The sequence below is a fragment of the Actinokineospora sp. NPDC051303 genome, from assembly GCF_055586285.1.
On sequence record NZ_JBVJIN010000038.1, the window covers coordinates 1 to 20,522 of the forward strand.

Annotated in this window: 24 protein-coding genes; 11 read left to right on the forward strand and 13 right to left on the reverse strand. The window is 72.4% G+C overall.

Features of this window, described 5'->3' with window-relative positions; translation table 11 throughout:
• Nucleotides 1–149: 149 nt before the first annotated feature.
• Both ACZ6SD_RS24475 and ACZ6SD_RS24480 read right to left on the reverse strand, forming a co-directional pair.
• The gene (locus tag ACZ6SD_RS24475; RefSeq protein WP_465319313.1) at nt 150–782 is read right to left on the reverse strand and encodes a hypothetical protein; all 633 of its coding nucleotides are present in this window, start codon (nt 780–782) and stop codon (nt 150–152) included.
• 67 nt (nt 783–849) lie between these two features.
• Entirely contained in the window at nt 850–2,340 is a 1,491-nt protein-coding gene (locus ACZ6SD_RS24480; RefSeq protein ID WP_465319314.1) for a CYTH and CHAD domain-containing protein, read from the reverse strand.
• A gap of 79 nt (nt 2,341–2,419) precedes the next feature.
• Here ACZ6SD_RS24480 and ACZ6SD_RS24485 point away from each other — a divergent pair, with 79 nt between their 5' ends.
• The 4 genes from ACZ6SD_RS24485 to ACZ6SD_RS24500 all read left to right on the forward strand — a co-directional run bounded on the left by ACZ6SD_RS24485 (nt 2,420) and on the right by ACZ6SD_RS24500 (nt 5,199).
• Complete coding sequence (locus ACZ6SD_RS24485) at nt 2,420–3,520, forward strand: carboxylate-amine ligase (protein WP_465319315.1); 1,101 nt, start codon at nt 2,420–2,422, stop codon at nt 3,518–3,520.
• Between the two features lie 10 nt (nt 3,521–3,530).
• Nucleotides 3,531–3,911, forward strand: a complete 381-nt coding sequence (locus ACZ6SD_RS24490) for a hypothetical protein (protein WP_465319316.1) — start codon at nt 3,531–3,533, stop codon at nt 3,909–3,911.
• A 61-nt stretch (nt 3,912–3,972) separates the two neighbouring features.
• On the forward strand, nt 3,973–4,944 hold the full coding sequence (locus ACZ6SD_RS24495) for a TIGR03557 family F420-dependent LLM class oxidoreductase (RefSeq protein ID WP_465319317.1): 972 nt from the start codon (nt 3,973–3,975) through the stop codon (nt 4,942–4,944).
• 45 nt (nt 4,945–4,989) lie between these two features.
• Entirely contained in the window at nt 4,990–5,199 is a 210-nt protein-coding gene (locus ACZ6SD_RS24500) for a hypothetical protein (RefSeq protein WP_465319318.1), read from the forward strand.
• 89 nt (nt 5,200–5,288) lie between these two features.
• Here the strand turns inward: ACZ6SD_RS24500 and ACZ6SD_RS24505 are convergent, their stop codons facing one another.
• From ACZ6SD_RS24505 to ACZ6SD_RS24515, 3 genes are read right to left on the reverse strand one after another with little or no spacing between them, the layout of a single operon-like run.
• Nucleotides 5,289–5,549, reverse strand: coding sequence for a DUF4235 domain-containing protein (locus ACZ6SD_RS24505; protein ID WP_465319319.1), 261 nt, complete (start codon nt 5,547–5,549; stop codon nt 5,289–5,291).
• Between the two features lie 7 nt (nt 5,550–5,556).
• Nucleotides 5,557–6,006: a DUF3618 domain-containing protein gene (locus tag ACZ6SD_RS24510; RefSeq protein WP_465319320.1), complete on the reverse strand. Its 450-nt coding sequence runs from the start codon at nt 6,004–6,006 to the stop codon at nt 5,557–5,559.
• Nucleotides 6,003–6,419: a phage holin family protein gene (locus ACZ6SD_RS24515; RefSeq protein WP_465319321.1), complete on the reverse strand. Its 417-nt coding sequence runs from the start codon at nt 6,417–6,419 to the stop codon at nt 6,003–6,005. Before ACZ6SD_RS24515 ends, ACZ6SD_RS24510 begins: the two co-directional genes overlap by 4 nt.
• 114 nt (nt 6,420–6,533) lie before the next feature.
• Between ACZ6SD_RS24515 and ACZ6SD_RS24520 the strand changes: the two genes are divergently transcribed.
• On the forward strand, nt 6,534–6,779 hold the full coding sequence (locus ACZ6SD_RS24520; RefSeq protein WP_465319322.1) for a DUF6480 family protein: 246 nt from the start codon (nt 6,534–6,536) through the stop codon (nt 6,777–6,779).
• Nucleotides 6,780–6,847: 68 nt separating this feature from the next.
• Here the strand turns inward: ACZ6SD_RS24520 and ACZ6SD_RS24525 are convergent, their stop codons facing one another.
• A complete protein-coding gene (locus ACZ6SD_RS24525; protein WP_465319323.1) occupies nt 6,848–7,267 on the reverse strand; it encodes a CBS domain-containing protein in 420 nt (139 codons plus the stop codon).
• Nucleotides 7,268–7,341: 74 nt separating this feature from the next.
• Nucleotides 7,342–7,557: a hypothetical protein gene (locus ACZ6SD_RS24530; protein WP_465319324.1), complete on the reverse strand. Its 216-nt coding sequence runs from the start codon at nt 7,555–7,557 to the stop codon at nt 7,342–7,344.
• Between the two features lie 198 nt (nt 7,558–7,755).
• On the opposite strand from ACZ6SD_RS24530, the gene ACZ6SD_RS24535 reads away from it, so the two are divergent.
• Both ACZ6SD_RS24535 and ACZ6SD_RS24540 read left to right on the forward strand, forming a co-directional pair.
• Entirely contained in the window at nt 7,756–8,166 is a 411-nt protein-coding gene (locus ACZ6SD_RS24535) for an ATP-binding protein (protein WP_465319325.1), read from the forward strand.
• Nucleotides 8,163–8,960, forward strand: coding sequence for an RNA polymerase sigma factor SigF (locus ACZ6SD_RS24540; protein ID WP_465319326.1), 798 nt, complete (start codon nt 8,163–8,165; stop codon nt 8,958–8,960). The genes ACZ6SD_RS24535 and ACZ6SD_RS24540 overlap by 4 nt, the downstream gene beginning before the upstream one ends.
• A 188-nt stretch (nt 8,961–9,148) precedes the next feature.
• On the opposite strand, the gene ACZ6SD_RS24545 is transcribed toward ACZ6SD_RS24540, so the two are convergent.
• Complete coding sequence (locus tag ACZ6SD_RS24545) at nt 9,149–9,412, reverse strand: WhiB family transcriptional regulator (RefSeq protein ID WP_465319327.1); 264 nt, start codon at nt 9,410–9,412, stop codon at nt 9,149–9,151.
• A gap of 362 nt (nt 9,413–9,774) precedes the next feature.
• Nucleotides 9,775–10,146 carry an STAS domain-containing protein gene (locus tag ACZ6SD_RS24550; protein ID WP_465319328.1) on the reverse strand — a complete coding sequence of 124 codons (372 nt, stop codon included), beginning with the start codon at nt 10,144–10,146 and terminating at the stop codon, nt 9,775–9,777.
• Nucleotides 10,147–10,226: 80 nt separating this feature from the next.
• On the opposite strand from ACZ6SD_RS24550, the gene ACZ6SD_RS24555 reads away from it, so the two are divergent.
• Together ACZ6SD_RS24555 and ACZ6SD_RS24560 are read left to right on the forward strand one after the other, a co-directional pair.
• Nucleotides 10,227–10,961, forward strand: a complete 735-nt coding sequence (locus ACZ6SD_RS24555) for an HAD family hydrolase (protein ID WP_465319329.1) — start codon at nt 10,227–10,229, stop codon at nt 10,959–10,961.
• Nucleotides 10,958–13,336 carry a glycoside hydrolase family 65 protein gene (locus ACZ6SD_RS24560; protein ID WP_465319330.1) on the forward strand — a complete coding sequence of 793 codons (2,379 nt, stop codon included), beginning with the start codon at nt 10,958–10,960 and terminating at the stop codon, nt 13,334–13,336. Before ACZ6SD_RS24555 ends, ACZ6SD_RS24560 begins: the two co-directional genes overlap by 4 nt.
• Here ACZ6SD_RS24560 and gap read toward each other — a convergent pair.
• Both gap and ACZ6SD_RS24570 read right to left on the reverse strand, forming a co-directional pair.
• Nucleotides 13,333–14,349, reverse strand: a complete 1,017-nt coding sequence (gene gap / locus ACZ6SD_RS24565) for a type I glyceraldehyde-3-phosphate dehydrogenase (RefSeq protein ID WP_465319331.1) — start codon at nt 14,347–14,349, stop codon at nt 13,333–13,335. The genes ACZ6SD_RS24560 and gap overlap by 4 nt on opposite strands.
• Nucleotides 14,350–14,378: 29 nt before the next feature.
• Nucleotides 14,379–15,812 (reverse strand): MFS transporter, encoded by a 1,434-nt coding sequence (locus ACZ6SD_RS24570; RefSeq protein WP_465319332.1) that lies wholly within the window; start codon nt 15,810–15,812, stop codon nt 14,379–14,381.
• Nucleotides 15,813–15,876: 64 nt separating this feature from the next.
• Here ACZ6SD_RS24570 and ACZ6SD_RS24575 point away from each other — a divergent pair, with 64 nt between their 5' ends.
• Together ACZ6SD_RS24575 and ACZ6SD_RS24580 are read left to right on the forward strand one after the other, a co-directional pair.
• Nucleotides 15,877–16,686, forward strand: a complete 810-nt coding sequence (locus tag ACZ6SD_RS24575; RefSeq protein ID WP_465319333.1) for an ArsR/SmtB family transcription factor — start codon at nt 15,877–15,879, stop codon at nt 16,684–16,686.
• Nucleotides 16,687–16,866: 180 nt separating this feature from the next.
• Nucleotides 16,867–17,664: a LuxR C-terminal-related transcriptional regulator gene (locus ACZ6SD_RS24580; RefSeq protein ID WP_465319334.1), complete on the forward strand. Its 798-nt coding sequence runs from the start codon at nt 16,867–16,869 to the stop codon at nt 17,662–17,664.
• Here the strand turns inward: ACZ6SD_RS24580 and leuA are convergent.
• Nucleotides 17,583–19,268 carry a 2-isopropylmalate synthase gene (gene leuA, locus ACZ6SD_RS24585; RefSeq protein ID WP_465319335.1) on the reverse strand — a complete coding sequence of 562 codons (1,686 nt, stop codon included), beginning with the start codon at nt 19,266–19,268 and terminating at the stop codon, nt 17,583–17,585. The two genes, ACZ6SD_RS24580 and leuA, sit on opposite strands and share 82 nt — an antisense overlap.
• Before the next feature lie 44 nt (nt 19,269–19,312).
• Nucleotides 19,313–20,512 (reverse strand): pyridoxal phosphate-dependent aminotransferase, encoded by a 1,200-nt coding sequence (locus ACZ6SD_RS24590; protein ID WP_465319337.1) that lies wholly within the window; start codon nt 20,510–20,512, stop codon nt 19,313–19,315.
• Nucleotides 20,513–20,522: the final 10 nt, after the last annotated feature.

The following is a 20,522-nucleotide window of genomic DNA, read 5'->3' on the forward strand; positions in this document are numbered from 1 at the left end:
AAGCCAAAACAGCAGCGGGGAAGGGGGTGGTGGGGGGTGTTTTCGGGGGACCCGGGGGGAGACCGGGGGGAGGCCCCCCCCCCCCCCCACCAAAACCCCCCCCCCCCCCCCCCGTCCCCCCCCCCGCGGTCGCGTGGTCAACGGCACGGTCAGCGGACGTCCGGGGCGACGGTCCCGCGCCGTTGCGGCCCGGGGATCTCGGGCTCGTAGTCGCTGGCCGGACGGGAGCCCACCCCGGGCTCGGCGCCGGGCGCCCGCGACAGGCGGGTCTCGCCGTCGCCGTTGGCCCGCGCCTGGGCCTCGGCGTCGATGGGGCCCACCGGCTCGGTCGCGAGGTCGCCGCGCACGGCGGTCGCCTGAGCGGGGTAGCCCTCGGCGCGGCGGTCGTCGCGCGGGCGGTCGTCACGCGGGCGGTCGTCGTGGTGCAGGTGGTCGTAGCGCTGCTTGGTCAGGTTCTCCGCGTCGAGGCGGTCGCGCATCCGGGTGAGCACCTTGATGGCGATCCCGTGCGCGGCGGCCACCAGCAGCAGCACCACGCCGAGCCGCACGACGACGCCCTCCAGCGGCGCGTTGCCAAAGTTGATCACGGAGATCAGCAGCAGGATTCCCAGGACGGCGAGCACGAACAGCGTGGAGACGAGTCGCGCCATCGAGCGGGCCGACTGCGCCTCGCCGTACGAGTCGGACAGATACCTCAGCCCGCTGCGGTAGATGATCAGGCCGTCTCCCACCACCAGCGCGATGCCGAGGAGCAGGAATATGACATACGTGTTCTCATCCACGATCGGCCCCTTCCGGACACGGCAGGTCACCTGATAGGTACCCGCAGCGATCGAGAGGCAAACGCGGTCAGCGCAGTCCGCGCGGTCCGCCGCTCGCGCGCAACCGCTGCCACCGCCGGGCGAACTCCTGTTCCGCGCGCCGCGCGCGGACGTCCTGGCGGGCTCGCATCAGACCGTAAGTGAAGCCGTTGTCGCCCGCCAGGTGGGCGCGGACGCCGAGATCGCGCAGGGCGGCCCGGGCGACGACCGCGTCCTGGTGGGCGCCCAGAGCGCTCTGGGTCTTCTTCACCTTCCTGCCCCATTTCGCCAGCTTCACGCCGAAGACCGGCCGCACCGCCTCCACGGTGTAGCGCAGCTTCTTCGCGTCCTTGCGGGCCTGGTGCAGCGCGGTGTCCCGGTCGGAGTCGGCTTCGTCGACCGCGGCCACCGACCGGGCGAGCCGGTGCCATGCCTTGACCACCGGCTTGCCCAGTTCCCGGGCGGCCGGACGGGACGCCTTGTCCGTCCACGGTGGCGCGGCGAGCAGCGCGTCGAGGTCGGTCAGCAGGGCCAGGTACCGGTCGCTGTCCACCGCGGCCAAGGCGGCGGCGCGGGCGTCCGCGGCGGCCCGGCTCAGCTCGGCGGTGAGCCGCGCGGACACTCCACCCAGGACGTCCTCGGCGGGAATGCGGTCGAGTTCGGCGCGCAGTTCCGCTTCCAGGACCTCGGTGTCCCGGGCGGGCGCGAGTTCGCCGCCGAGCCACTTGAGCTCCGCGCGCAGGGCCTCGACCCGCGCGCGGTCGAGCAGCGGCCGGAACGAGCGCAGGGCGCTGCGCAGCCTGCGGCAGGCGACCCGGAACTGGTGCACCGCGTCCTCGGCGTCGAGCCGGACCCCCGCGTCATGGGCCCGCAGCGCGTCGATCTGGGCGCGCAGGTACGACAGCGCGACGTCGCCCGCGGTGGGGCGCTTGGGCAGCTCGGGGGCGGCGGCGGTCCGGGCGCGGTCGCCCAGCGCCCGCGCCAGCTTCGAGGTCGACTTCGACGGCCGCGCGCCCAGCGCGGCGCCCACCGCGTCGAGCACGTCCCGGTCGGTCGCCTCGATCTCCAACTCGCGCCACTCCTGGGGCTCCCCGTCCGCGGGATGCGCGCTGACCTTGTCGTCGGCGAGCAGCGCGATCGTGGCGCCCTCGGCGTCCTTGAGCTCCCACTCGTCACGCTCGGTGGCGATCCGCACCACCGGGGCCAGCGGCGCGCCCAGGGTGTGCGCGCGGACCAGGGCGGCGAGGTCGTCGGGCACCTTCGTGCGGGCGCGGCCCAGGGGGAACCGGATCTCGTCGCGGGTGTCCGGGCCGACCGGGAGCTTGGCGTGCCAGCCCGCGTCGTCGCCGCCGGTGCGCCTGCGCAGGGTCACGCCCGCGTGCGCGAGGCGCAGGTCGGCGGTGTCGAAGTAGGTGGCTTCCAGCTCCGTGCGGCGCGGGCCCTCGCAGGCCCGCACCGGGCCCGCCTCGGTCAGATCGGGGAGGGCGAAGTCCGCGCCCGCCTCGTACTTTCGTTCGATCTCACGTACCCGGGTGGTCATCCCCTCACTATGACACTGAGTGAGTCCGCTCGCGGCTGGGTACTCGATGAGGTGACCGGAGCGGAAAGAGGAGAACCAGTTGGCGACGCAGGGTTTGACAGTCGGGGTGGAAGAAGAGTTCCTCCTGGTGGATGACAAGGGCGGACTGGTTTACCAGGGGCCGGAAGCGATCGCCGACCACGAGAAAGGCGCGGACCTCAAGACCGAGATGATGCGCTGCCAGGTGGAGTCCGCGACCGGAATCTGCCGGGACGCCAAGGAAATCCGCGACGAGCTGGCCGGGCTGCGCGAGCAGCTCGCGCGCGGCGCCCGGGAGCAGGGCGCCACGCTCATCGCCTGCGGCACCGCGACCCACGCCCAGCCCGACATCGCGGTCATCGGCCCTGGCACCCGCTACCACCGGATCGCCCGCCACGTCGGCAAGTTCATCTTCGGCGGGGTGACCTGCGGCTGCCACGTGCACGTCGGCGTCGAGGACCGCTCGACGGCGCTGGCGGTGGCCAACCACCTGCGGCCGTGGCTGCCGCCGCTGCTGGCGCTGTGCGCGAACTCCGCGTTCCACGAGGGCGAGGACACCGGCTACTCCTCGGTCCGGCACCTGCTGTGGGGGCGCTGGCCGTCCGCTGGCCCGCCGCCCTATATGGACTCTCCCGACCAGTACGAGGAAATCGTGCAGGGGCTGCTGGCGACCGGGGCCGCGATGGACCGCAAGATGGTCTACTGGGACGTCCGCCCCTCCGAGGCGCAGCCGACCGTGGAAATCCGGGTGTCCGACGTCGCGGGCACGGTGGAGGAGGCGACGCTGCTCGCGGTGCTGGTGCGCTGCCTGGTCGCCGACGCGCTGGCCGCGCCGGAGCCCGCGCCCCGGGTGCCCACCGAGATCATCCGCGCGGCGCAGTGGCGGGCGGCGCGCGAAGGCCTCGCGGGCGAGGTGCCCGACCCCGTGTCGGGGGCGCTGCGGCCGGTGCGCTCGATCGTCGGCGACCTGGTGCGCGACCACGCCGCCGAGTTGCGGGCCACCGGCGAGCTGGAGTTCGTGGAGTCCACGCTGAGCTGGCTCGACCACCACGGCGACGGCGCGCACCGGCAGCGGGACGCCCACGCGCGCGCGGGCGGGCTCGACGGCGTGCTGCGACTGCTGGCCGCGCAGACGAGTTTGTCGCCGACCGCCGCCGGGTAGCACAACCGACATGAGCACCGACGGTTTCAGCACGGACGGAGAGAGCAAGTTCGAGAGCCTCGACGAGGACAACCTCGGCCTCGATCCGCTCGAAGAGGGCATCGAGCCCCCGGAGCGCTGGGCCGAGGCGGACAAGCACGGCATGACGATCGCCGAGCAGCGCGAGGGCGAGGACCTGGCGCACCGGCTCGCGGCCGAGGAACCCGACGTGTCCGACGACCCGGGCCGCCCCGGCCCGGACACCCCGATCGATGAGCTGTCCGACCGGATCGATGAGCCAGCAGACGACGTGGACGACGTGACCGCCGCCGCCCCGGGCGAACCGGGAAACCCGGCGCCCGCCACCGACGACACCAGCGGCTCGGTCGCCTCGGCCCTGCGGGAGGAATGAGCCCCGCGCGGGCGAGTCCGAGGGGGGACCAGCGATCTCGGCTTCGCGAGAGGAATGAGCGATGACCCGCTTCGGCTACACGCTGATGACCGAGCAGTCCGACCCGCGCGACCTGGTCCGCTACGCCGCGCGCGCGGAGGAGGCCGGGTTCGACTTCGAGGTCAGCAGCGACCACTTCAACCCGTGGCTGGACGAGCAGGGGCACGCGCCCAACGCGTGGAGCGTGCTGGGCGCGGTGACCCAGGTGACCAGCACGGTCGAGCTGATGACCTACGTGACCTGCCCGATCATGCGGTACCACCCGGCGGTGGTCGCCCAGCAGGCCGCGACGACGCAACTGCTGTCCGGCGGGCGGTTCACCCTCGGCCTCGGCGCGGGCGAGAACCTCAACGAGCACATCGTCGGGCGGGGCTGGCCGCCGGTCAACGTGCGGCACGAGATGCTGGTCGAGGCGGTAGAGATCATCTCGGCGCTGTTCGACGGCGGCTACGTCAACTACGCGGGCGACCACTTCCGGGTGGACTCCGCGAAGCTGTGGGACCGGCCGGACCTGCGGATGCCGGTGGCGGTCGCGGTGTCCGGCGACCAATCGGTGAGCCGGTTCGCGCCGCTGGCCGACCACATGATCGCCGTCGAGCCGGACAGCGCCCTGTGCTCGGCCTGGGACAAGCTCGCGCGCACCGAAAGCAGGAAGATCGGGCAGATCCCGATCTCCTGGGACCTCGACCGCGACGCCGCCGTCACCCGCGCGCACGAGCAGTTCCGGTGGTTCGGCGGGGGCTGGAAGGTCAACGCCGAGCTGCCCGGCCCCTCGGCGTTCGCGGCGGCCAACCAATTCGTGCGCGAGGACGACGTGGCCGCGAGCATCCCGTGCGGCCCGGACGCGGGCGAGATCGTCAAGGCGGTCTCGGCGTTCTGGGAGGCGGGGTTCACCGACATCGCCCTCGTCCAGATCGGCGGGGACGCCCAGGACGACTTCTTCGCCTTCGCCCGCGACGAACTGCTGCCCGCCCTGCGCGAATCGGCCGCCTGATTCGCGGGCTGATTCACTGACCGTCGCGCTGGGTATCCGAACGGTGTGACCCGACCAGAGAACGAATCCGACAGCGTCGACTCCGACAGCGACGACATGCTGGACCGCAGCACGGCGTCGCTGGACGAGTACGCCGAGAGCCACACCCGCGAACGCGTGCCGCTGCACGGCGAGGACGCCGAGGCCGACACTTCCGTCGACGGCACGGCGGACACTGTGGACCAGTCGCCGCCCGCGGCGGAGCCACCGGATTAATTGTTCGTCCTATCGATACAGTTGCGGGCCACCTTCCTGCCGAAGGTGGCCCGCAATTGTTTGTGTTAACAGGAACTTGTCAGTCGTCGTCAGTCGTCTAGGTGTTGTCCGGTCAGCTTGCGGAAGCCCTTGGCGCCCGCGCGGTCCACGCTCGCCTTGACGACGCCGAAGATGGCGCCCTGGAGCAGCGCGGCGACGAGCACCTCCCGGGTGGAGTGCTCCGACGAGGTGGCCTCGGGAGCCTCCTCGTCGCCGGAGACCGCGCGCCAGACGCGGCGAAACACCGCGGCGGACACCAGGCCGCCGAGCACGCTGATCAGCATGCTGAGGGGACGGTAGAGCAGCTTCACGACCGGCTCACCTCGTCCGCTTGCGGATCAGCAGCACGATCAGCGCGGCCAGGAGCGCGGCGGCGACCCCGACCGGGACGGGCTTGCGGCGGGCCACCTCGACCGCGTGGCTCGCCTGCCCGGAAGCCTGGCCCGCGAGGTCGTCCGCCTTGATCTTGGCCTCGTGGGCGCGCTCGGCGAGCGTCTCCCGGACGTGCCCGGTCTTCTGCGCCAGGTTCGCCTTGGCCTCGCCGGTCTTCTCGGCGACCGCGGCCTTCACCTCGCCGGTCTTCTCCGCCACGGTGGCCTTGACCTCCCCGGCCTTGTCGGCCAGGTTCGCCTTGACCTCCTCGGTCTTCTCGCCGACGCGGCGCTTCACGTCGGTCTTGGCGACCAGCGCGTCCACCGTCTCGGCGAGGTCGCCGCGGACCCGTTCGATGTCCTCGCGCAACTCGTCCTGCTTGGGCTTGGGGTTCATCGGTGCGCACTCTCCTTCACTGCTTCGACGTCGCGGCGGGTGCTGCCGATGGCCTGCTCGGGGATGGGCGGGGTGGCGTTCTGGACCTTGTTCTTGGCCAGCAGCCCCAAACCGCCCGCCGCGGCGAGCAGGGCGACCGCCACGATCAGCGCGGCGGCCCACACGGGCAGCGCCAGGGCCAGCGCCGCGATGACCGTGATCACCAGCGCGCCCACCCCGAACCAGGCCAGCACCGCGGCCGCGCCGCCAAAAGCCGCGCCCGCGCCCGCCTGCTTGCCCTTGTCCTTCAGCTCGTTCTTCGCCAAGGCGAGTTCGTCGCGAATCAGGTGGGACACCTGCTCGCCGAGCCTGCCGACCAGCTCGCCAGTGGACAGTTGGCGCACCTCCTCGGTGCGGTTCGGCTCATTCGTCATGCCGGGGGACTACCCCTGATCAACGGTCATTACTCATCCGGGCGGGTGACGCGGTGTGCGGACAGGCGGCGCCGGGTAGCCGGAAACCGAACCGTGAGAAGGAGGCACCGACCCATGACGGCCACTCCCCCGGACCCCGATCCGGACCGCACGCCCGGCCTCGGGCTCGAACCTGGCGGCGGGGTCCGGCCCGGCGACACCCCGCCCGACTCGGGCAGCGCCACCCAGGGGCTCTCCCGCCGCGAGCGCTACCCCTCCCGCGCGCTGCCGGTGGTCACGCTGGTGTTCGTGATCGTCGTGCTGCTCGCGGTGGTCGCCTTCACGGTCGTCAGCCTGCTCGGCATCGTGAAAATCTTCTGAGCCACCAGATCGCCGACAAAGCCGAAGGCCACCCCGGCGCGACGGGGTGGCCTTCGAGTCGGTTTCGGCTAGTCGTCCACGGACAGGGCGCTGAGCAGGTCGCCGACCCTAGGCTCGGGCAGCGAGCGGGCCACGTCGGCCTGGGCGACGATGCCGACGAGGTCGTGCCCGTCGATCACCGGCAGCCTGCGCACCCCGTGCGTGGCCATGGTCCGCAGGATGACCTCGGCGTCGTCGTCCGCGCCCACGGTCACCGCCTCGCCTTGGGCGAGCTCGCCCGCGTGCACCGCCACCGGGTCCTTGCCCTGGGCGAGCACCTTCACCACGATGTCGCGGTCGGTCAGCATTCCCTTGAGCCGGTCGTCCTCGCCGCAGATCGGCAGCGACCCCACGTCCAGTTCGGCCATCCGGCGCGCCGCTTGCAGCACGGTGTCCGAGGCGCGGATACAACTCACGTCCGGCGTCATGATCTCCCGAGCGGTGGTCATGTCTCTCCTTTCCGAAAGCACGTGTGGGTGTCACGATCGGGCTACCCCGGCGGCGTCCGCCCAATCCCGCGACCTCAGCCCTCCGCTGGCGGCCGTTCCTCGGCCAGGACGTCGTCGGGATTGCCTTCCGGGATCACCTCCGGCGCCTCCCGCGGCTCCGCCAGCGGGCTGCCCACCTCGTCCCGGCCCACCTCGCGTTCCACGTCGTGGTCCAACTCGTCGTAGACCACCTCGTCGCCGATCACCTCGTCGCGGTCCTCGGTGTGGCCGCGGTAGGCGGATTCCCGCAAGTCGTCTTCGTAAGGTCTGGGGTGGCGAGGAGTCATGCTCCGGGCGTTCCCGGGCCACGGGCCCGCGAAACGCACTTTAGGTGTAGCGCGCGCCGAACGGGGTAACCGGAGTCGGTGACAGATCCGCGACACCGGCGGGAGCGCGCCACCGGCGCGATGCATCTTCCGCGGCCGAGGCAACCCCGAGTGGGAGAGGCGATGCCGGACCGCATGTCCGACGAGGGCGAACTCGTCGAACTCCGGGTGGACGCCGCCCTGACGCAGCTGCCCCTGGCCAGAGCGGTGGCCGCGAACATCGCCATGCGGCGCGACTACGACGTCGACGCGATCGCCGACCTGCAACTGGTCGTGGACGAGACGTGCACGATGCTCATCAGCCGCGCCCTGCCCTTCAGCGACTTGGTGCTGCGGTTCCGCACGACGCCGCACGGCATCGACATCCACGGCACGGTGCCCGTGCTCGACGACACCCCGCTGGACAAGGGCTCGCTGGGCTGGAGCCTGCTGACCGCCCTGGTCGAGTCGATGCGGACCGAGGTGTCCGGCGGTGAGTCCTTCGCGCGGCTCGCGATCGAGCTGCGCATGGCGAGGAGGTCGGCCGCCGCGTGACCCAACCACACCTGTCGAGTTCGGCTCGTCGTGCCGGTTCCGACGGCTACACCCACCTCACTCCCCTGTTCCAGCGGTTGACCGATCCGCGGACGGACCCGGCCGAGCGCGCCGCGCTGCGCGAGGAACTGGTGACCGGCCACCTGCCGGTCGCCCAGCACATCGCGCAGCGCTTCGCCAACCGCGGCGAGCCCTACGACGACCTGCTCCAAGTGGCCACCGTCGGCCTGATCAACGCCGTCGACCGGTTCGACCCCGAGCGCGGCAGCGACTTCCTGTCCTTCGCCGTGCCCACGATCATGGGCGAGGTGCGCAGGCACTTCCGGGACACCAGCTGGTCGGTCCGGGTGCCGCGCAGGCTCAAGGAGCTGCACCTCGCGGTCAACACGGCGACCGCCGAGCTGGCCCAGCGGATGGGCCGCGCGCCCACCCCCAGCGAGCTGGCCCGGCACCTGGACATGTCCACAGAGGACGTCTACGCCGGACTGGAGGCCAGTTCGGCGTACCGCTCCCAGTCGCTGGACGAGATGATCGGCCCCGACGAGGACACCGCGTCGGTGGGCGACCGGCTCGGCGTCGAGGACAAGGCCCTCGACGGCGTCGAGTACCACGAGACACTGCAACCGCTGCTGGAGCGGCTGCCGGAACGCGAACGCCGGATCTTGCTGCTGCGCTTCTACGGCAACATGACCCAGACGCAGATCGCCGACCAGGTGGGCCTGTCGCAGATGCACGTCTCCCGGCTGCTGGCCAGGACGCTGTCCCAGCTTCGACAGGCGATGACCGAGGACTGAACTGTTTGGTCATGGCTGTTCGGACATGGCTGTTCGGACACGGGCCACTCGCTCACCGGCCACTCTGGACACCGGAGCCGATCGTCTCGCGCGGCTCTCGAATCACGGCGACCACCGGCGCGCTCGGAAAGTCCCGCGACAGCGAAAAGTCCCGCGACAGCCCGGAAAGTCAGGCGTAGCGGCGAAAGTCAGGCGTAGCGGCGGCGGCCGCGTCTGCGCAGTTCGGCGCGCTCGTTCTCGTCCAGCCCGCCCCACACCCCGTAGGGCTCCGCGGTGCGCAGGGCGTGGTCTCGGCAGCGGATCAGCACCGGGCACCGCGCGCACACCCGCTTGGCCTCGCGGATTCGCTGGTCGCGGGCGCGGCCCCGCTCGTTGTCCGGGCTGAAGAACCGGTCGGCGGGCGCCCCGCGGCAGGCGCCGCGGTCCTGCCAGGGCTCGATGGCGGTGCTCACCTGTTCGCGTTACCCCCGGTGTCCAGGGGCAAAACGCCCGCGGGGGTCCGGTCGCCCGGTCGGGACGGCCGCGTCGTCCTCCGCATGGCCGCACGAGCGGCCACGGAGAGTGATCATTGGGCGAGGTCCGAGGCCGCCGACCGGACTGGGGGTGGGGGGTTGGTCCGGTCGGCGGCATCTCGTCGCCATGCCCCGGTTCGGCGACGTGCGTCCAGCGGTATCGGGGGGAACACCGCCGGGAAACGTCCGCCGGTCCAGCTTTGCGTGGCGACATACGACTCAACGTCCGAACCTCGCGCCGCGTTCCCCCGCCCGGGTGTTTCCCGTCACTCTCCGCTATCGCGGGCTCCGGGGTGTCGCGGTCAGCCCGCGAGCGCGGCCGCGACCGTCGCCCGCATCTCCAGCACCTGGGTGAGCCCGCTGATCTCCAGCACCCGGCTGGCCATCGATTCGCCCACCACGAGCCGGAACACGGCGCCGACGACGAGCGCCCGCTCCGCGGCCTTGGCCAAGCCCGCCACGCCCGCCGAGCCGAAGAACGTCACCTCGCCGAGGTCGACCACCACCAGGGTGGCCCCGCCGTCGAGGGCGTTCGCCATGCTGGCGGCGAACCTGGGCGCGGTGAGCAGGTCGACCTCCCCCCTCGGCCGGATCACCACGGCGCCCTCGGTGGGCCGGTCGAGCACCACGTCGAGCAGCGGGCGCGGGGCCGACCGGTCGGATGCCTCGGACATGGCGCCAGTGTCGCAGCAACACCCCGGTTTCGGCAGCGCGAACGCTGCCGAGGCGGGCCCGAAACGGTAGCGTCGCTCTCATGATCGGTCTACCCGACGGTGTGCGGGCCTGCCTGTTCGATCTCGACGGCGTGCTCACCAGCACCGCGGCCCTGCACGAGATCGCCTGGCAACGCACCTTCGACGAGTTCCTGGCGGGCAGCGCGGCAGGCGACCGCTCGCCGTTCACCACCCTGGACTACACGTCCTATGTCGACGGACGGCCGCGCGCCGACGGGGTGCGCACCTTCCTCGCCTCGCGCGGCGTCCGGCTGCCCGAGGGCGAGCCGGACGACCCGCCGGACCGCGCGACCGTGCACGGCGTGGGCAACCGCAAGAACGTGGCGCTGCTCGCGCTGATCGATGAGCGCGGCATCGAGGCGTACCCGGGCTCGGTGGCCTATCTGCGCGCCGCCCAGGACGCCGGGCTCAAGATCGGCGTGGTGACCTCGTCGGCGAACGGCGAGCACGTCCTCGCCGTGGCCGGGCTCGCCCCGTTCGTCCAGGCCCGGGTCGACGGGCTCACGATCGTGGCGGAGCGGCTGCGTGGCAAGCCTGCCCCAGACTCGTTCCTCGCGGGCGCGCGGGCGCTGGATGTGGCGCCGTCGGAGGCGGCGGTCTTCGAGGACGCGCTGTCGGGCGTGGAGGCCGGGCGTTCCGGCGGGTTCCGCTACGTGGTGGGCGTCAACCGGGCGAACCAGGCCGACGCGCTGCGCGAGCACGGCGCGGACGTCGTGGTGAACGATCTCGCCGAACTCCTGGCGGGCCAGGCGTGATCACCCCCGGCTACGACACCGAGCCGTGGCGGCTGCGCTGGAGCGGGCTGGCCGTCGACCAGCTGCACCGCACCGAGTCCACCTTCGCGCTGTCCAACGGCCACCTGGGAATGCGCGGGTCGCTGGACGAGGGCGAGCCGGTCGGGCTGCCGGGCACCTACCTCAACGGGTTCTACGAGGAGCACGCGCTCCCCTACGCCGAGGCGGGCTACGGCTACCCGGAGGCCGGGCAGACCGTGGTCAACGTGACCGACGGCAAGATCATCCGGCTGCTGGTCGAGGACGAGCCGCTGGACATGCGCTACGGCAAAGCGCACGCCCACCACCGCACCCTGGACTTCCGCACGGGAGTCCTGTCCCGGGAGACCGAGTGGGAGTCGCCCACCGGGCGGCGGGTGCTGGTGCGCTCGCAGCGCCTGGTGTCGTTCACCCAGCGGGCGGTGGCCGCGATCCGCTACGAGGTCGTGCCCGTCCACGAGGGGATGCAGCTGGTCCTGCAATCGGATCTGCTGGCCAACGAGCCGGTCGAGTCCGAGACCCGCGACCCCCGGGTGGCCCAGGCGCTCAAATCGCCGCTGGTGGGCGAGTTCCACTGGTCCCAGGACTACCGGGCGGTGCTGGTGCACCACACCCGCGAGTCGGGGCTGCGGATGGCGGCGGCGATGGACCACGAGATCGCCGCGACCGACGGCCTGCGCACCGACATCGCCTGCGAGGACGACCTGGCGCGGCTCACCGTCGCCGCGGACATCCCGGTCGGCGAGACCCTGCGGGTCACCAAGTACCTCGCTTACGGCTGGTCGGCCAAACGGTCCGCGCCCGCCCTGCGCGCCCAGGTGGAGGCGGCGCTGGCGGGCGCGCTGCAGACCGGCTGGGAAGGGCTGCTGGCCGAGCAGCGCGCGTTCCTGGACGACTTCTGGGAAGCCGCCGACGTCGAGATCGACGGCGACGACGAGTTGCAGCAGGCGGTGCGGCTGAGCCTGTTCCACATCCTGCAAGCCGGGGCGCGCGGGGAAAGCCGGGCCATTCCCGGCAAGGGGCTGACCGGCCCGGGCTACGACGGGCACGCGTTCTGGGACACCGAGACGTTCGTGCTGCCGGTGCTGACCTACACGATGCCCGACGCGGCCCGCGACGCCCTGCGGTGGCGGCACAGCACGCTGCCGCTGGCCCGCGACCGCGCCCGGGTGCTCGGCAAGGCGGGCGCGGCGTTCCCGTGGCGGTCGATCAACGGCCAGGAGTGCTCGGCGTACTGGCCCGCGGGCACGGCGGCGTTCCACGTCTCCGCCGACATCGCCGACGCCACCGCCCGGTACTACGCGGCCACCCTGGACACCGACTTCGACCGCGACGAGGGCACCGAGCTGCTGGTGGAGACCGCCCGTCTATGGGCCTCGCTCGGCCACGACGACCCGCACGACGGCTTCCGCATCGACGGGGTCACCGGCCCCGACGAGTACACCGCCATAGCGGACAACAACATCTACACGAACCTGATGGCCCAGAAGAACCTCGTGGAGGCCGCCGACGCCTGCGAGCGCAACCCCGAGGTCGGCAAGCGCCTTGAGGTCACCGCCGAGGAAGTCGGGCGCTGGCGCGACATGGCCGACCGGATGCACGTCCCCTACGACGAGCTGCTGCGGGTGCACCCCCAGTCGGAGGGATTCACCGAGCACGAGGAATGGGACTTCGAGAACACCCCCGACGACAACTACCCCCTCCTGCTCAACTACCCGTACTTCGACCTCTACCGCAAGCAGGTGGTCAAGCAGGCGGACCTGGTGCTGGCCCTGCACCTGCGCGGCGACGCCTTCACCCTGGAGCAGAAGGTCCGCGACTTCGCCTACTACGAGGCGCGGACCGTGCGCGACTCGTCGCTGTCGGCGGGCACCCAGTCGGTGATCGCCGCCGAGTGCGGCCACTTGGACCTGGCCTACGACTATCTCGCCGAGGCGGCCCTGACCGACCTGCACGACCTGCACAGCAACGTCCGCAACGGACTGCACATGGCCTCCCTCGCGGGGGCGTGGCAGGCGGTCGTGGCCGGTCTCGGCGGGATGCGCGACCACGGCGGCGCGCTGACCTTCGCCCCGCGCCTGCCCGCAGCACTGCGCCGGGTCGCGTTCCGGATGTCGTTTCGGGGCAGCCGAATCCAAGTCGAGATCGAACCCGGCCAGGCCCACTACCGCCTGGTCTCCGGCGATCCGGTCCCGACCGCCCACCACGGCGAGCCCATCGAGATCGGCCCGGAGCCGGTGGCCAGGCCGATCCCGCCCGCGCCCGAGCACCCGGCCCCCAAGCCCCCGGCGGGCCGGGAGCCACGCCGGGCGACCCGGCCCGAGACCGGCCTGGGACCGTCGCACTCGCCGGATTAGCCCGCGTGGCCGCCGATGTGGGCGATCAGGTCGAGGGTGCGGTGGGAGAACCCGACCTCGTTGTCGTACCAGCCGACGACCTTGACCAGGGAGCCGCCGTCCGGCCGGTCGATGACCATGGTCATCGGGGCGTCGAAGGTGCAGGAGACCGTGGTGCCGACGATGTCGGTCGACACGATCGGGTCCTCGGTGTACTCCAGCAGACCGGCCAGCGGGCCCGCCGCCGCCTTGGCGAAGACGGTGTTGACCTCGTCCACGGTGGTCCGGCGGCCGAGTTCGACGGTCAGGTCCACGACCGAGCCGTCGATCACCGGGACCCGCATCGACAGGCCGTCGAGCTTGCCGCTGAGGTTGGGCAGGACCTTGCCGATGGCCTTGGCGGCGCCGGTCGTGGTCGGGATGATGTTGGCCGCGGCCGCCCTGGCGCGGCGGAAGTCCTTGTGCGGCAGGTCTTGCAGCCGCTGGTCGCCGGTGTAGGCGTGCGCGGTGTTCATCAGGCCGCGCAGGACGCCGAACTCGTCGTCGAGGACCTTGGCCAGCAGCGCGGCGCAGTTGGTCGTGCAGGAGGCGTTGGACAGCGTGCGCTGGGTCCCGTCGAACGCGTGCTCGTTGACGCCCATGACCACGGTCAGGTCCTCGTTCGTCGCGGGCGCCGCGATGACGACGCGGCCCGCTCCGGCGGTCAGGTGCGCGGCGGCCTTGCCCGCGTCGGTGAACACGCCGGTGGACTCCACCACCACGTCGACGCCCAACTCGGCCCAGGGCAGCGCGGCCGGGTCGCGCTCGCCGAGCACCCGAATGCGGTCCTCGCCGACCACCAGGTCGTCGCCGTCGAGGGCGACCGGGGTGGTGAGCCTGCCGTGGCTGGAGTCGTAGCGGAACAGGTGGCGCAGCAGGCCGGGGTCGGCCAGGTCGTTCACCGCGACCACGGCGATCCCGGCGCGATCGATGGCGGCCCTGGCGATGGTCCGGCCGATGCGGCCGAATCCGTTGACGGCGACGCGAATAGTCATGTCAGTCCTTTCCTGATGAGCGGGCGGTGTCAGGCGCGCTCGGGCGCGCGCCTGCCCGCGGTGAGCGCGAGCAGGGAGCCGAGCAGGAATGCCGCGGTCGCGATCAGGGCCGACAGGCGCAGGCCGTCGATCATCGTCGGCGCGGTGACCGCGAGCGTGCCGAACAGCGCGACGCCGATGGCGTTGCCGACCTGGCGGGCGACGTTGAGCACCGCGGAGGCGACGCCCGCGCGCTCGGCTGGCGCCGACTCGATGATCGCCGCGGTGGCGGCGGGCACCGTCATCGGCGTGGCGAGGCCGGTGGCGACCAGCGCGAACAGCAGCACGGCGTAGGGGGTGTCCGGCCCGGCGGCCAGCCAGCCGAGGAAGCCGACCGCGCCGAGCAGCAGGGCGGCGGTCATCGGCCGGTACGGCCCGAACCGGGCGGTCAGCCTGCCCGAGAGCGGGGCGGCGAGCAGCGCCATGCCCACGGTCGGCAGCAGGAGGAAGCCGGTGGTCAGCGCGTCGTAGCCGCGCTCCTGCTGGAAGTAGAGGGTGGTGAGGTAGAGCATCCCGTAGTAGCCGAGGTTGAGCAGGACGCCGATCACGGCGGTGGCGGCGAACCCGGGGTCCCGGAACAGCGAGAGCGGCAGCAGCGGCGATCGCGCCCCGTTCGGGTCGGCCGCCGCCGCCCGTTCCAGCCGCCACTCGTTCACCGCGAATCCGGCCAGCGCGGCGGCTCCGCCGACGAAGCCGGTGATCACGACGACCGAGATCCACCCGTCGGTGCTGGCGTGGTTCAGCGCGCCAGCGACGCCGATGAGGCCGACGACGGCGAGCACTTGGCCGACGAAGTCCGTGCGCCGCCGTTCAGCCTTGGGCGGGGTCGCCGGGAGGTGGCGGACGGTCAGCGCCACCGCGACGAGCGCGATGGGCACGTTCAGCCAGAACACCGCCTCCCAGTCCAGCCCGGCGACGAGGAACCCGCCGATCACCGGGCCCGCGCCGAAGCCGACGGCCGACACACCGGCCCAGAAGCCCAGCGCCCGCGCCCGGACGGCGCGGTCGGGGTAGGCGGCCGAGAGCAGCGCCAGCGACGCGGGCACCAGCAGCGCAGCGCCCGCGCCCTGCGCGAGCCTGCCCGCGATCAGCGTGCCGGTGCTGCCCGCGAGCGCGCACAGCGCCGAGGCCGCGGTGAACAGGCCCAGACCAAGCAGGAAGATCCGGCGGTTGCCGAGCCGGTCGCCCAGGCTCCCACCGAGCAGCAGCAACGCGGCGAACAGCGTGCTGTAGCCGTCGATGATCCACTGCATTCCCGCCGAACTCGCGCCGAGTTCGCGCTGGATCTGCGGCACGGCGACGTTGACCACGGTGACGTCGAGCATCACCAGGAAATAGCCCAGGCTCAGGGCCAGCAGAGGGGCCATGACAAGTTCGGGGCGAGCGGGCGGGGCCGCCACCGAACTCGAAGTCGCTGAGTTCATGCGCTCAGTGTCGAGCCGGAACACTTCGTTCCCCGTCGAAGCTTCGTCCCGTTACAGTCGGGGCGTGGCCACAGAACACGCGCGGGCGCCACGACCGGCGCCGGGACCACGGCAGGCCGATCCGGACATCGCCCGGGCCGCCGCGCTCATCGCGGACGGGTCCCGGGCCCGGATGCTCAAGGCGCTCAGCGACGGCCGGGCGATCCCAGCGAGCGTCCTAGCCGACGAGGCCGGGGTCAGCGCGGCGACGGCGAGCGCGCACCTGGCGAAGCTGGAGCGGGCGGGCCTGGTGACGGTGACGCGGACGGGCCGCACGCGGCGGTACCGGATCGCCGGGACCGAGATCACCTCGGCGCTGGAGGCGCTGGCCATCATCGCCCCGCCGCTGCCGGTGACCTCGCTGCGGGAGAGCACCCAGCACACCGCCCTGCGCCGCTCCCGGACCTGCTACGACCACCTCGCGGGCAGGCTGGGCGTCGCGCTCATGGGCGCGCTCATCGACCGCGCCGCGCTGGTCGGCGGCGACGGCGTGCACCACCCGGACAGCGGCGGCCGGGACCAGCCCGCCGCCTACGGCCGCGACGCGACCTACGCGCTGACCGAGTCCGGCCGCGCCGAGTTGACCGCGTTCGGCATCAACCTGGGCGCCCTGCCCACCGGCAGGCCGCCGATCCGGTACTGCGTCGACTGGAGCGAGCAGCGCCACCACCTTTCCGGCGGCTTGGGGGCGGCGCTCACCGCCCGGTTGTTCGACCTGGACTGGGTGCGGCACGCGAGCACGCCGCGCATCGTGCGGGTGACCGACGCGGGCGCCGCGGGACTCGCGACCGTCTTCGGCGTCAGCGAGCGGCAGTGGCGGGAGGAACCGGACTGACCCTGGCCCGCCCCGCGAAACGCAGGTGAGCGACGCCTGCGGCGAATCAGCGCGCCGCAGGCGTTTTCGGCGTATTGTCTGCCATTTTCGGACTATTAGAGATTGCCATCACCCTTGACAAGTCGAGCGTTTCCGAGCAAGTTCGTTATTGCGCATCGGATTCATGTCAGGGGGAATTGTGTGAATACCGAGATGCTGTTCACCTACTCGGGAAAACCGCTGGACCGCGTGGTGCGGGACGACGCCTGCGGGCGCGTGCGCGTCCTGCTGGTCGACCACGACCCGCTGTCCCGGCACGCGCTGGCCGAGGCCCTGCGGTCGGACGAGGGCACCCTGCTGCTCGGCTCGGTCGACAGCGCGCTGCCGGTGCAGCGCTGGCCGCACCTCGACCGCGCCGAGGTGGCCGTGCTCTCGGCCTATCCCGGCTTGGATCCGACGCCCGGCGTGCGGGCGCTGCGCGAGCGCGGCGTGCGGACCCTGGTCATCTCCTCGGCCTGGGACCCGACCACGCTGACCGACACCCTCGCGGCGGGGGCGACCGGCGCGCTGGTCAAGGACCGCGAGACCGACGGGGTGGCCGCTGCGGTTCGGGCGGTGGCCTTCGGGCACCTGCTGCTGTCCCCGCAATTGTGGCCGCTGCGGGCGGCGCCGCAGCACATCGATCCCCGGTTATCCACCGCGAAGAACTCATCCGCGCTGACCGCAAGGGAATGGGAAGTGCTCACTCTGCTCGCCACCGGCGTGTCCACCACCGAGGCCGCCCGCCAACTGCGCATTTCGCCCGCCACGATCAAAAGCCATGTCTCGCACGCGTTACCCAAGCTGGGGGCGCGCAACCGGCTCGAAGCCGTGCTGATGATCAACAGCGGCACGGCCTCGGGCGCGGTTGGCGGCCCTCAGGCAGACCGGGCCTGGTCGAGCTGGGTCGCCGTCGACCGGCGCGCCGCGCCGAGCACGGCCGCGGCCCGCGCCCTCTGAGCGTCGGCGTCAATGCCCACGCCCCAGCGGACCTCGCCCGCGATCGCGCATTCCAGATAGACGGCCGTGCGCGGCTCCGGCCCGGCCAACGGGTGCTCGACGGCGTCGAGCACCCGGACCGGTGTGCCCCGCGCCGCCATGGCCGCCACGGCGGCGGACTCGGAGTCCAGTTCGCCCGGCGCGTCGAGCCGGTAGTGCTCGGCGAAGACCTCCCACAGCCGTCGCGGGCTCACTTCGCCGCCGACCTCGTCGGTCACCGCCTGCACGACGCCGGAGAACTCGATCTGGAGTCGGCGCGGCAGGTCCAGACCGTGGTGCTCCTTCATCAGGTAGGCGACGCCGCCCTTCCCGGACTGGCTGTTCACCCGGATCACCGCCTGGTAGGTCCGGCCGATGTCACGCGGATCGATGGGCAGGTAGGGCATCGACCACTCCGCGTCCTCGACGGGAACCCCGGCTAGCGCCGCCGCGGCGGCCTGGGCCTCGAAGCCCTTCTTGATCGCGTCCTGGTGCGACCCGGAGAACGAGGTGAACACCAAATCGCCCGCGTACGGGTGGCGTTCGGGGACCTCCATCCGGCTGCACTGCCGGTAGACCCGCTTGACCTCCTCCAGGTCGGAGAAGTCGATGGCCGGGTCGACGCCCTGGGCGAGCAGGTTGAGCCCCAGGGTCACCAGGTCGACGTTGCCGGTGCGCTCGCCCTGGCCGAACAGGCAGCCCTCGACCCGGTCCGCGCCCGCCAGCACGGCGAGCTCGGCCGCGGCGACGGCGGTGCCGCGGTCGTTGTGCGGGTGCGCGGACAGGCAGACGAACTCCCGCCGGGACAGCGAGCGCGACATCCACTCGATCCGGTCGGCGTAGATGTTGGGGGTGCAGCGCTCCACCGTCGCCGGGAGGTTGAGGATGATCTCCCGGCCGGGGCCGGGCCGCCAGCGGTCCATCACCGACTCGCAGACCTCCAGCGCGAAGTCCAGCTCGGTGTCGGTGAACATCTCGGGCGAGTACTCGTAGCCCAGGACGAAGTCCGGGCCGAGCACGCGGTCCGCGTGCCGCATGACCGTCTCGGTGCCCGCCACCGCGATCTCCCGCACCCGCGCGCGGTCCGCGCGGAACACCACCTCGCGGAACAGCGGAGCGGTCGCGTTGTAGAGGTGGACCGTCGCCTTGCCCGCGCCGCGCAGCGACTCCACGGTGCGCTCGATCAGGTCCTCGCGGGCCTGGGTGAGGACCGAGACCGTGACGTCGTCGGGAATCAGGTCCCGCTCCACCAGCGACCGGACGAAGTCGAACTCGGCCCGGGACGCGGCCGGGAACCCGACCTCGATCTCCTTGTACCCCATGGCGACCAGCAGGTCGAACATGGCCAGCTTGCGCTGCGGGGACATCGGGTCCACCAGCGCCTGGTTGCCGTCGCGCAGGTCCGTCGACAGCCACCGCGGGGCGCGGTCGAGCACGCGCCCCGGCCAGCGGCGGTCGGGCAGCGGCACGGGGAGCATCGGCGGGTACCGGTGGGCGGGCATGCCCGACGCCCGCCGCGCCGCGGCCCCGGGGGTGATGGGGGTGGCGCGCCCGCCGGGGCGCGCCGCACTGGCCCGTGTGGCCATGGTGTTCTCCAAGGTGCTGTGGGACGGCGGGCGAGGACGGGGGCTCACGCGGGCGCGGGCGCGGTGGACCGGCTCCGGTCGAACGCGTCCGCCATCCGGTCCAGGGCGTCGGCGAGGACGGCCCGCGATGTGGCGAACGACAGCCGGACGTGGCCCTCACCGCCGGGGCCGAACGCCGAGCCGGGGATCACCGCGACACCGGCGGCCTCCAGCAGCCAGGCCGCGAACTCGGCCGAGTCGCCCCGCCCGGCCGCGCTGATGTCGGGGAACACGTACAGCGCGCCGTCCGGCGCGGCGCACGTGACGCCCGGCAACCGGTTCAGACCGGCGACGAGCAGGTCGCGGCGAGCGGCGTACTCGGCGGTCATCGCCGCGATCGGCTCCTGCGGGCCGGTCAGCGCGGCCGTCCCGCCCGCCTGCACGAACGACCCGGCGCAGCCCACGGTGTGCTGCTGCACCTTGAGCGTCTGGGCGATGACCTCGCCGGGGCCCGCGACGTAGCCGAGCCGCCAGCCCGTCATCGCGTAGCCCTTGGAGAAGCCGTTGACCGTCAGCGTCCGCTCCGCCCCGCCCGGCGCGGCAGCCGGGCTCAGGTGCGGCGCGCCGGTGTAGCTGATCTTCTCGTAGATCTCGTCGGAGATGACGAACAGGTCGTGCTCGCGGGCGAAGTCGACCACGGTCGTGATCTCCTCGTGGTCGAGCAGCCGCCCGGTCGGGTTGTTCGGGGTGTTGACGAGCACGGCCCGGGTGCGCTCGCTGACCGCGGCGTCGAGCACGCGCCGGGTGAGCCGGAACCCGTCCGCGCCCGACAGCGGCGCGAACACCGCGCGCCCGCCTGCCAGGGCGACCACCGAGGCGTAGCTGACCCAGCTCGGCGTGGGGATCAGCACCTCGTCGCCGGGGCCAGCGACGGTCAGCACGGCGCTGAACAGCGCGTGCTTGGCCGAGGGGGTCGCGATCACCCCGGTGGCCGGGTCGACGGCGATGCCGTTGTCCTCGGCCAGTTTGTCGGCGATCGCGGTGAGCAGGTCCTGGTCTCCCCGGCTGGGCGTGTAATGGGTGTTCCCGGCCCGCAGCGCCGCGATCGCCGCGGCCGAGATGTGCGCCGGGGTGTCGAAGTCCGGCTCGCCGCCGCCGAGGTCGAGCACGTCGACCCCCTTGGCGCGCAGGCCGCGCGCGAGGTCGAGCACCGCGTAGGTGGCCGACCGGCCGATACCGTCGAATCGCCGTGCCACCGCAGGCATGTCGGCTCCC

Coding starts and splice junctions, on each gene's coding strand:
- ACZ6SD_RS24555 (WP_465319329.1), top strand. CDS start 10,227: ATGATCGGTCTACCCGACGGTGTGCGGGCCTGCCTGTTCGATCTCGAC.
- ACZ6SD_RS24515 (WP_465319321.1), bottom strand. CDS start 6,419: ATGACGAATGAGCCGAACCGCACCGAGGAGGTGCGCCAACTGTCCACT.
- ACZ6SD_RS24480 (WP_465319314.1), bottom strand. CDS start 2,340: ATGACCACCCGGGTACGTGAGATCGAACGAAAGTACGAGGCGGGCGCG.
- ACZ6SD_RS24490 (WP_465319316.1), top strand. CDS start 3,531: ATGAGCACCGACGGTTTCAGCACGGACGGAGAGAGCAAGTTCGAGAGC.
- leuA (WP_465319335.1), bottom strand. CDS start 19,268: ATGGCCACACGGGCCAGTGCGGCGCGCCCCGGCGGGCGCGCCACCCCC.
- ACZ6SD_RS24535 (WP_465319325.1), top strand. CDS start 7,756: ATGCCGGACCGCATGTCCGACGAGGGCGAACTCGTCGAACTCCGGGTG.
- ACZ6SD_RS24525 (WP_465319323.1), bottom strand. CDS start 7,267: ATGACCACCGCTCGGGAGATCATGACGCCGGACGTGAGTTGTATCCGC.
- ACZ6SD_RS24520 (WP_465319322.1), top strand. CDS start 6,534: ATGACGGCCACTCCCCCGGACCCCGATCCGGACCGCACGCCCGGCCTC.
- ACZ6SD_RS24510 (WP_465319320.1), bottom strand. CDS start 6,006: ATGAACCCCAAGCCCAAGCAGGACGAGTTGCGCGAGGACATCGAACGG.
- gap (WP_465319331.1), bottom strand. CDS start 14,349: ATGACTATTCGCGTCGCCGTCAACGGATTCGGCCGCATCGGCCGGACC.
- ACZ6SD_RS24495 (WP_465319317.1), top strand. CDS start 3,973: ATGACCCGCTTCGGCTACACGCTGATGACCGAGCAGTCCGACCCGCGC.
- ACZ6SD_RS24570 (WP_465319332.1), bottom strand. CDS start 15,812: ATGAACTCAGCGACTTCGAGTTCGGTGGCGGCCCCGCCCGCTCGCCCC.
- ACZ6SD_RS24590 (WP_465319337.1), bottom strand. CDS start 20,512: ATGCCTGCGGTGGCACGGCGATTCGACGGTATCGGCCGGTCGGCCACC.
- ACZ6SD_RS24550 (WP_465319328.1), bottom strand. CDS start 10,146: ATGTCCGAGGCATCCGACCGGTCGGCCCCGCGCCCGCTGCTCGACGTG.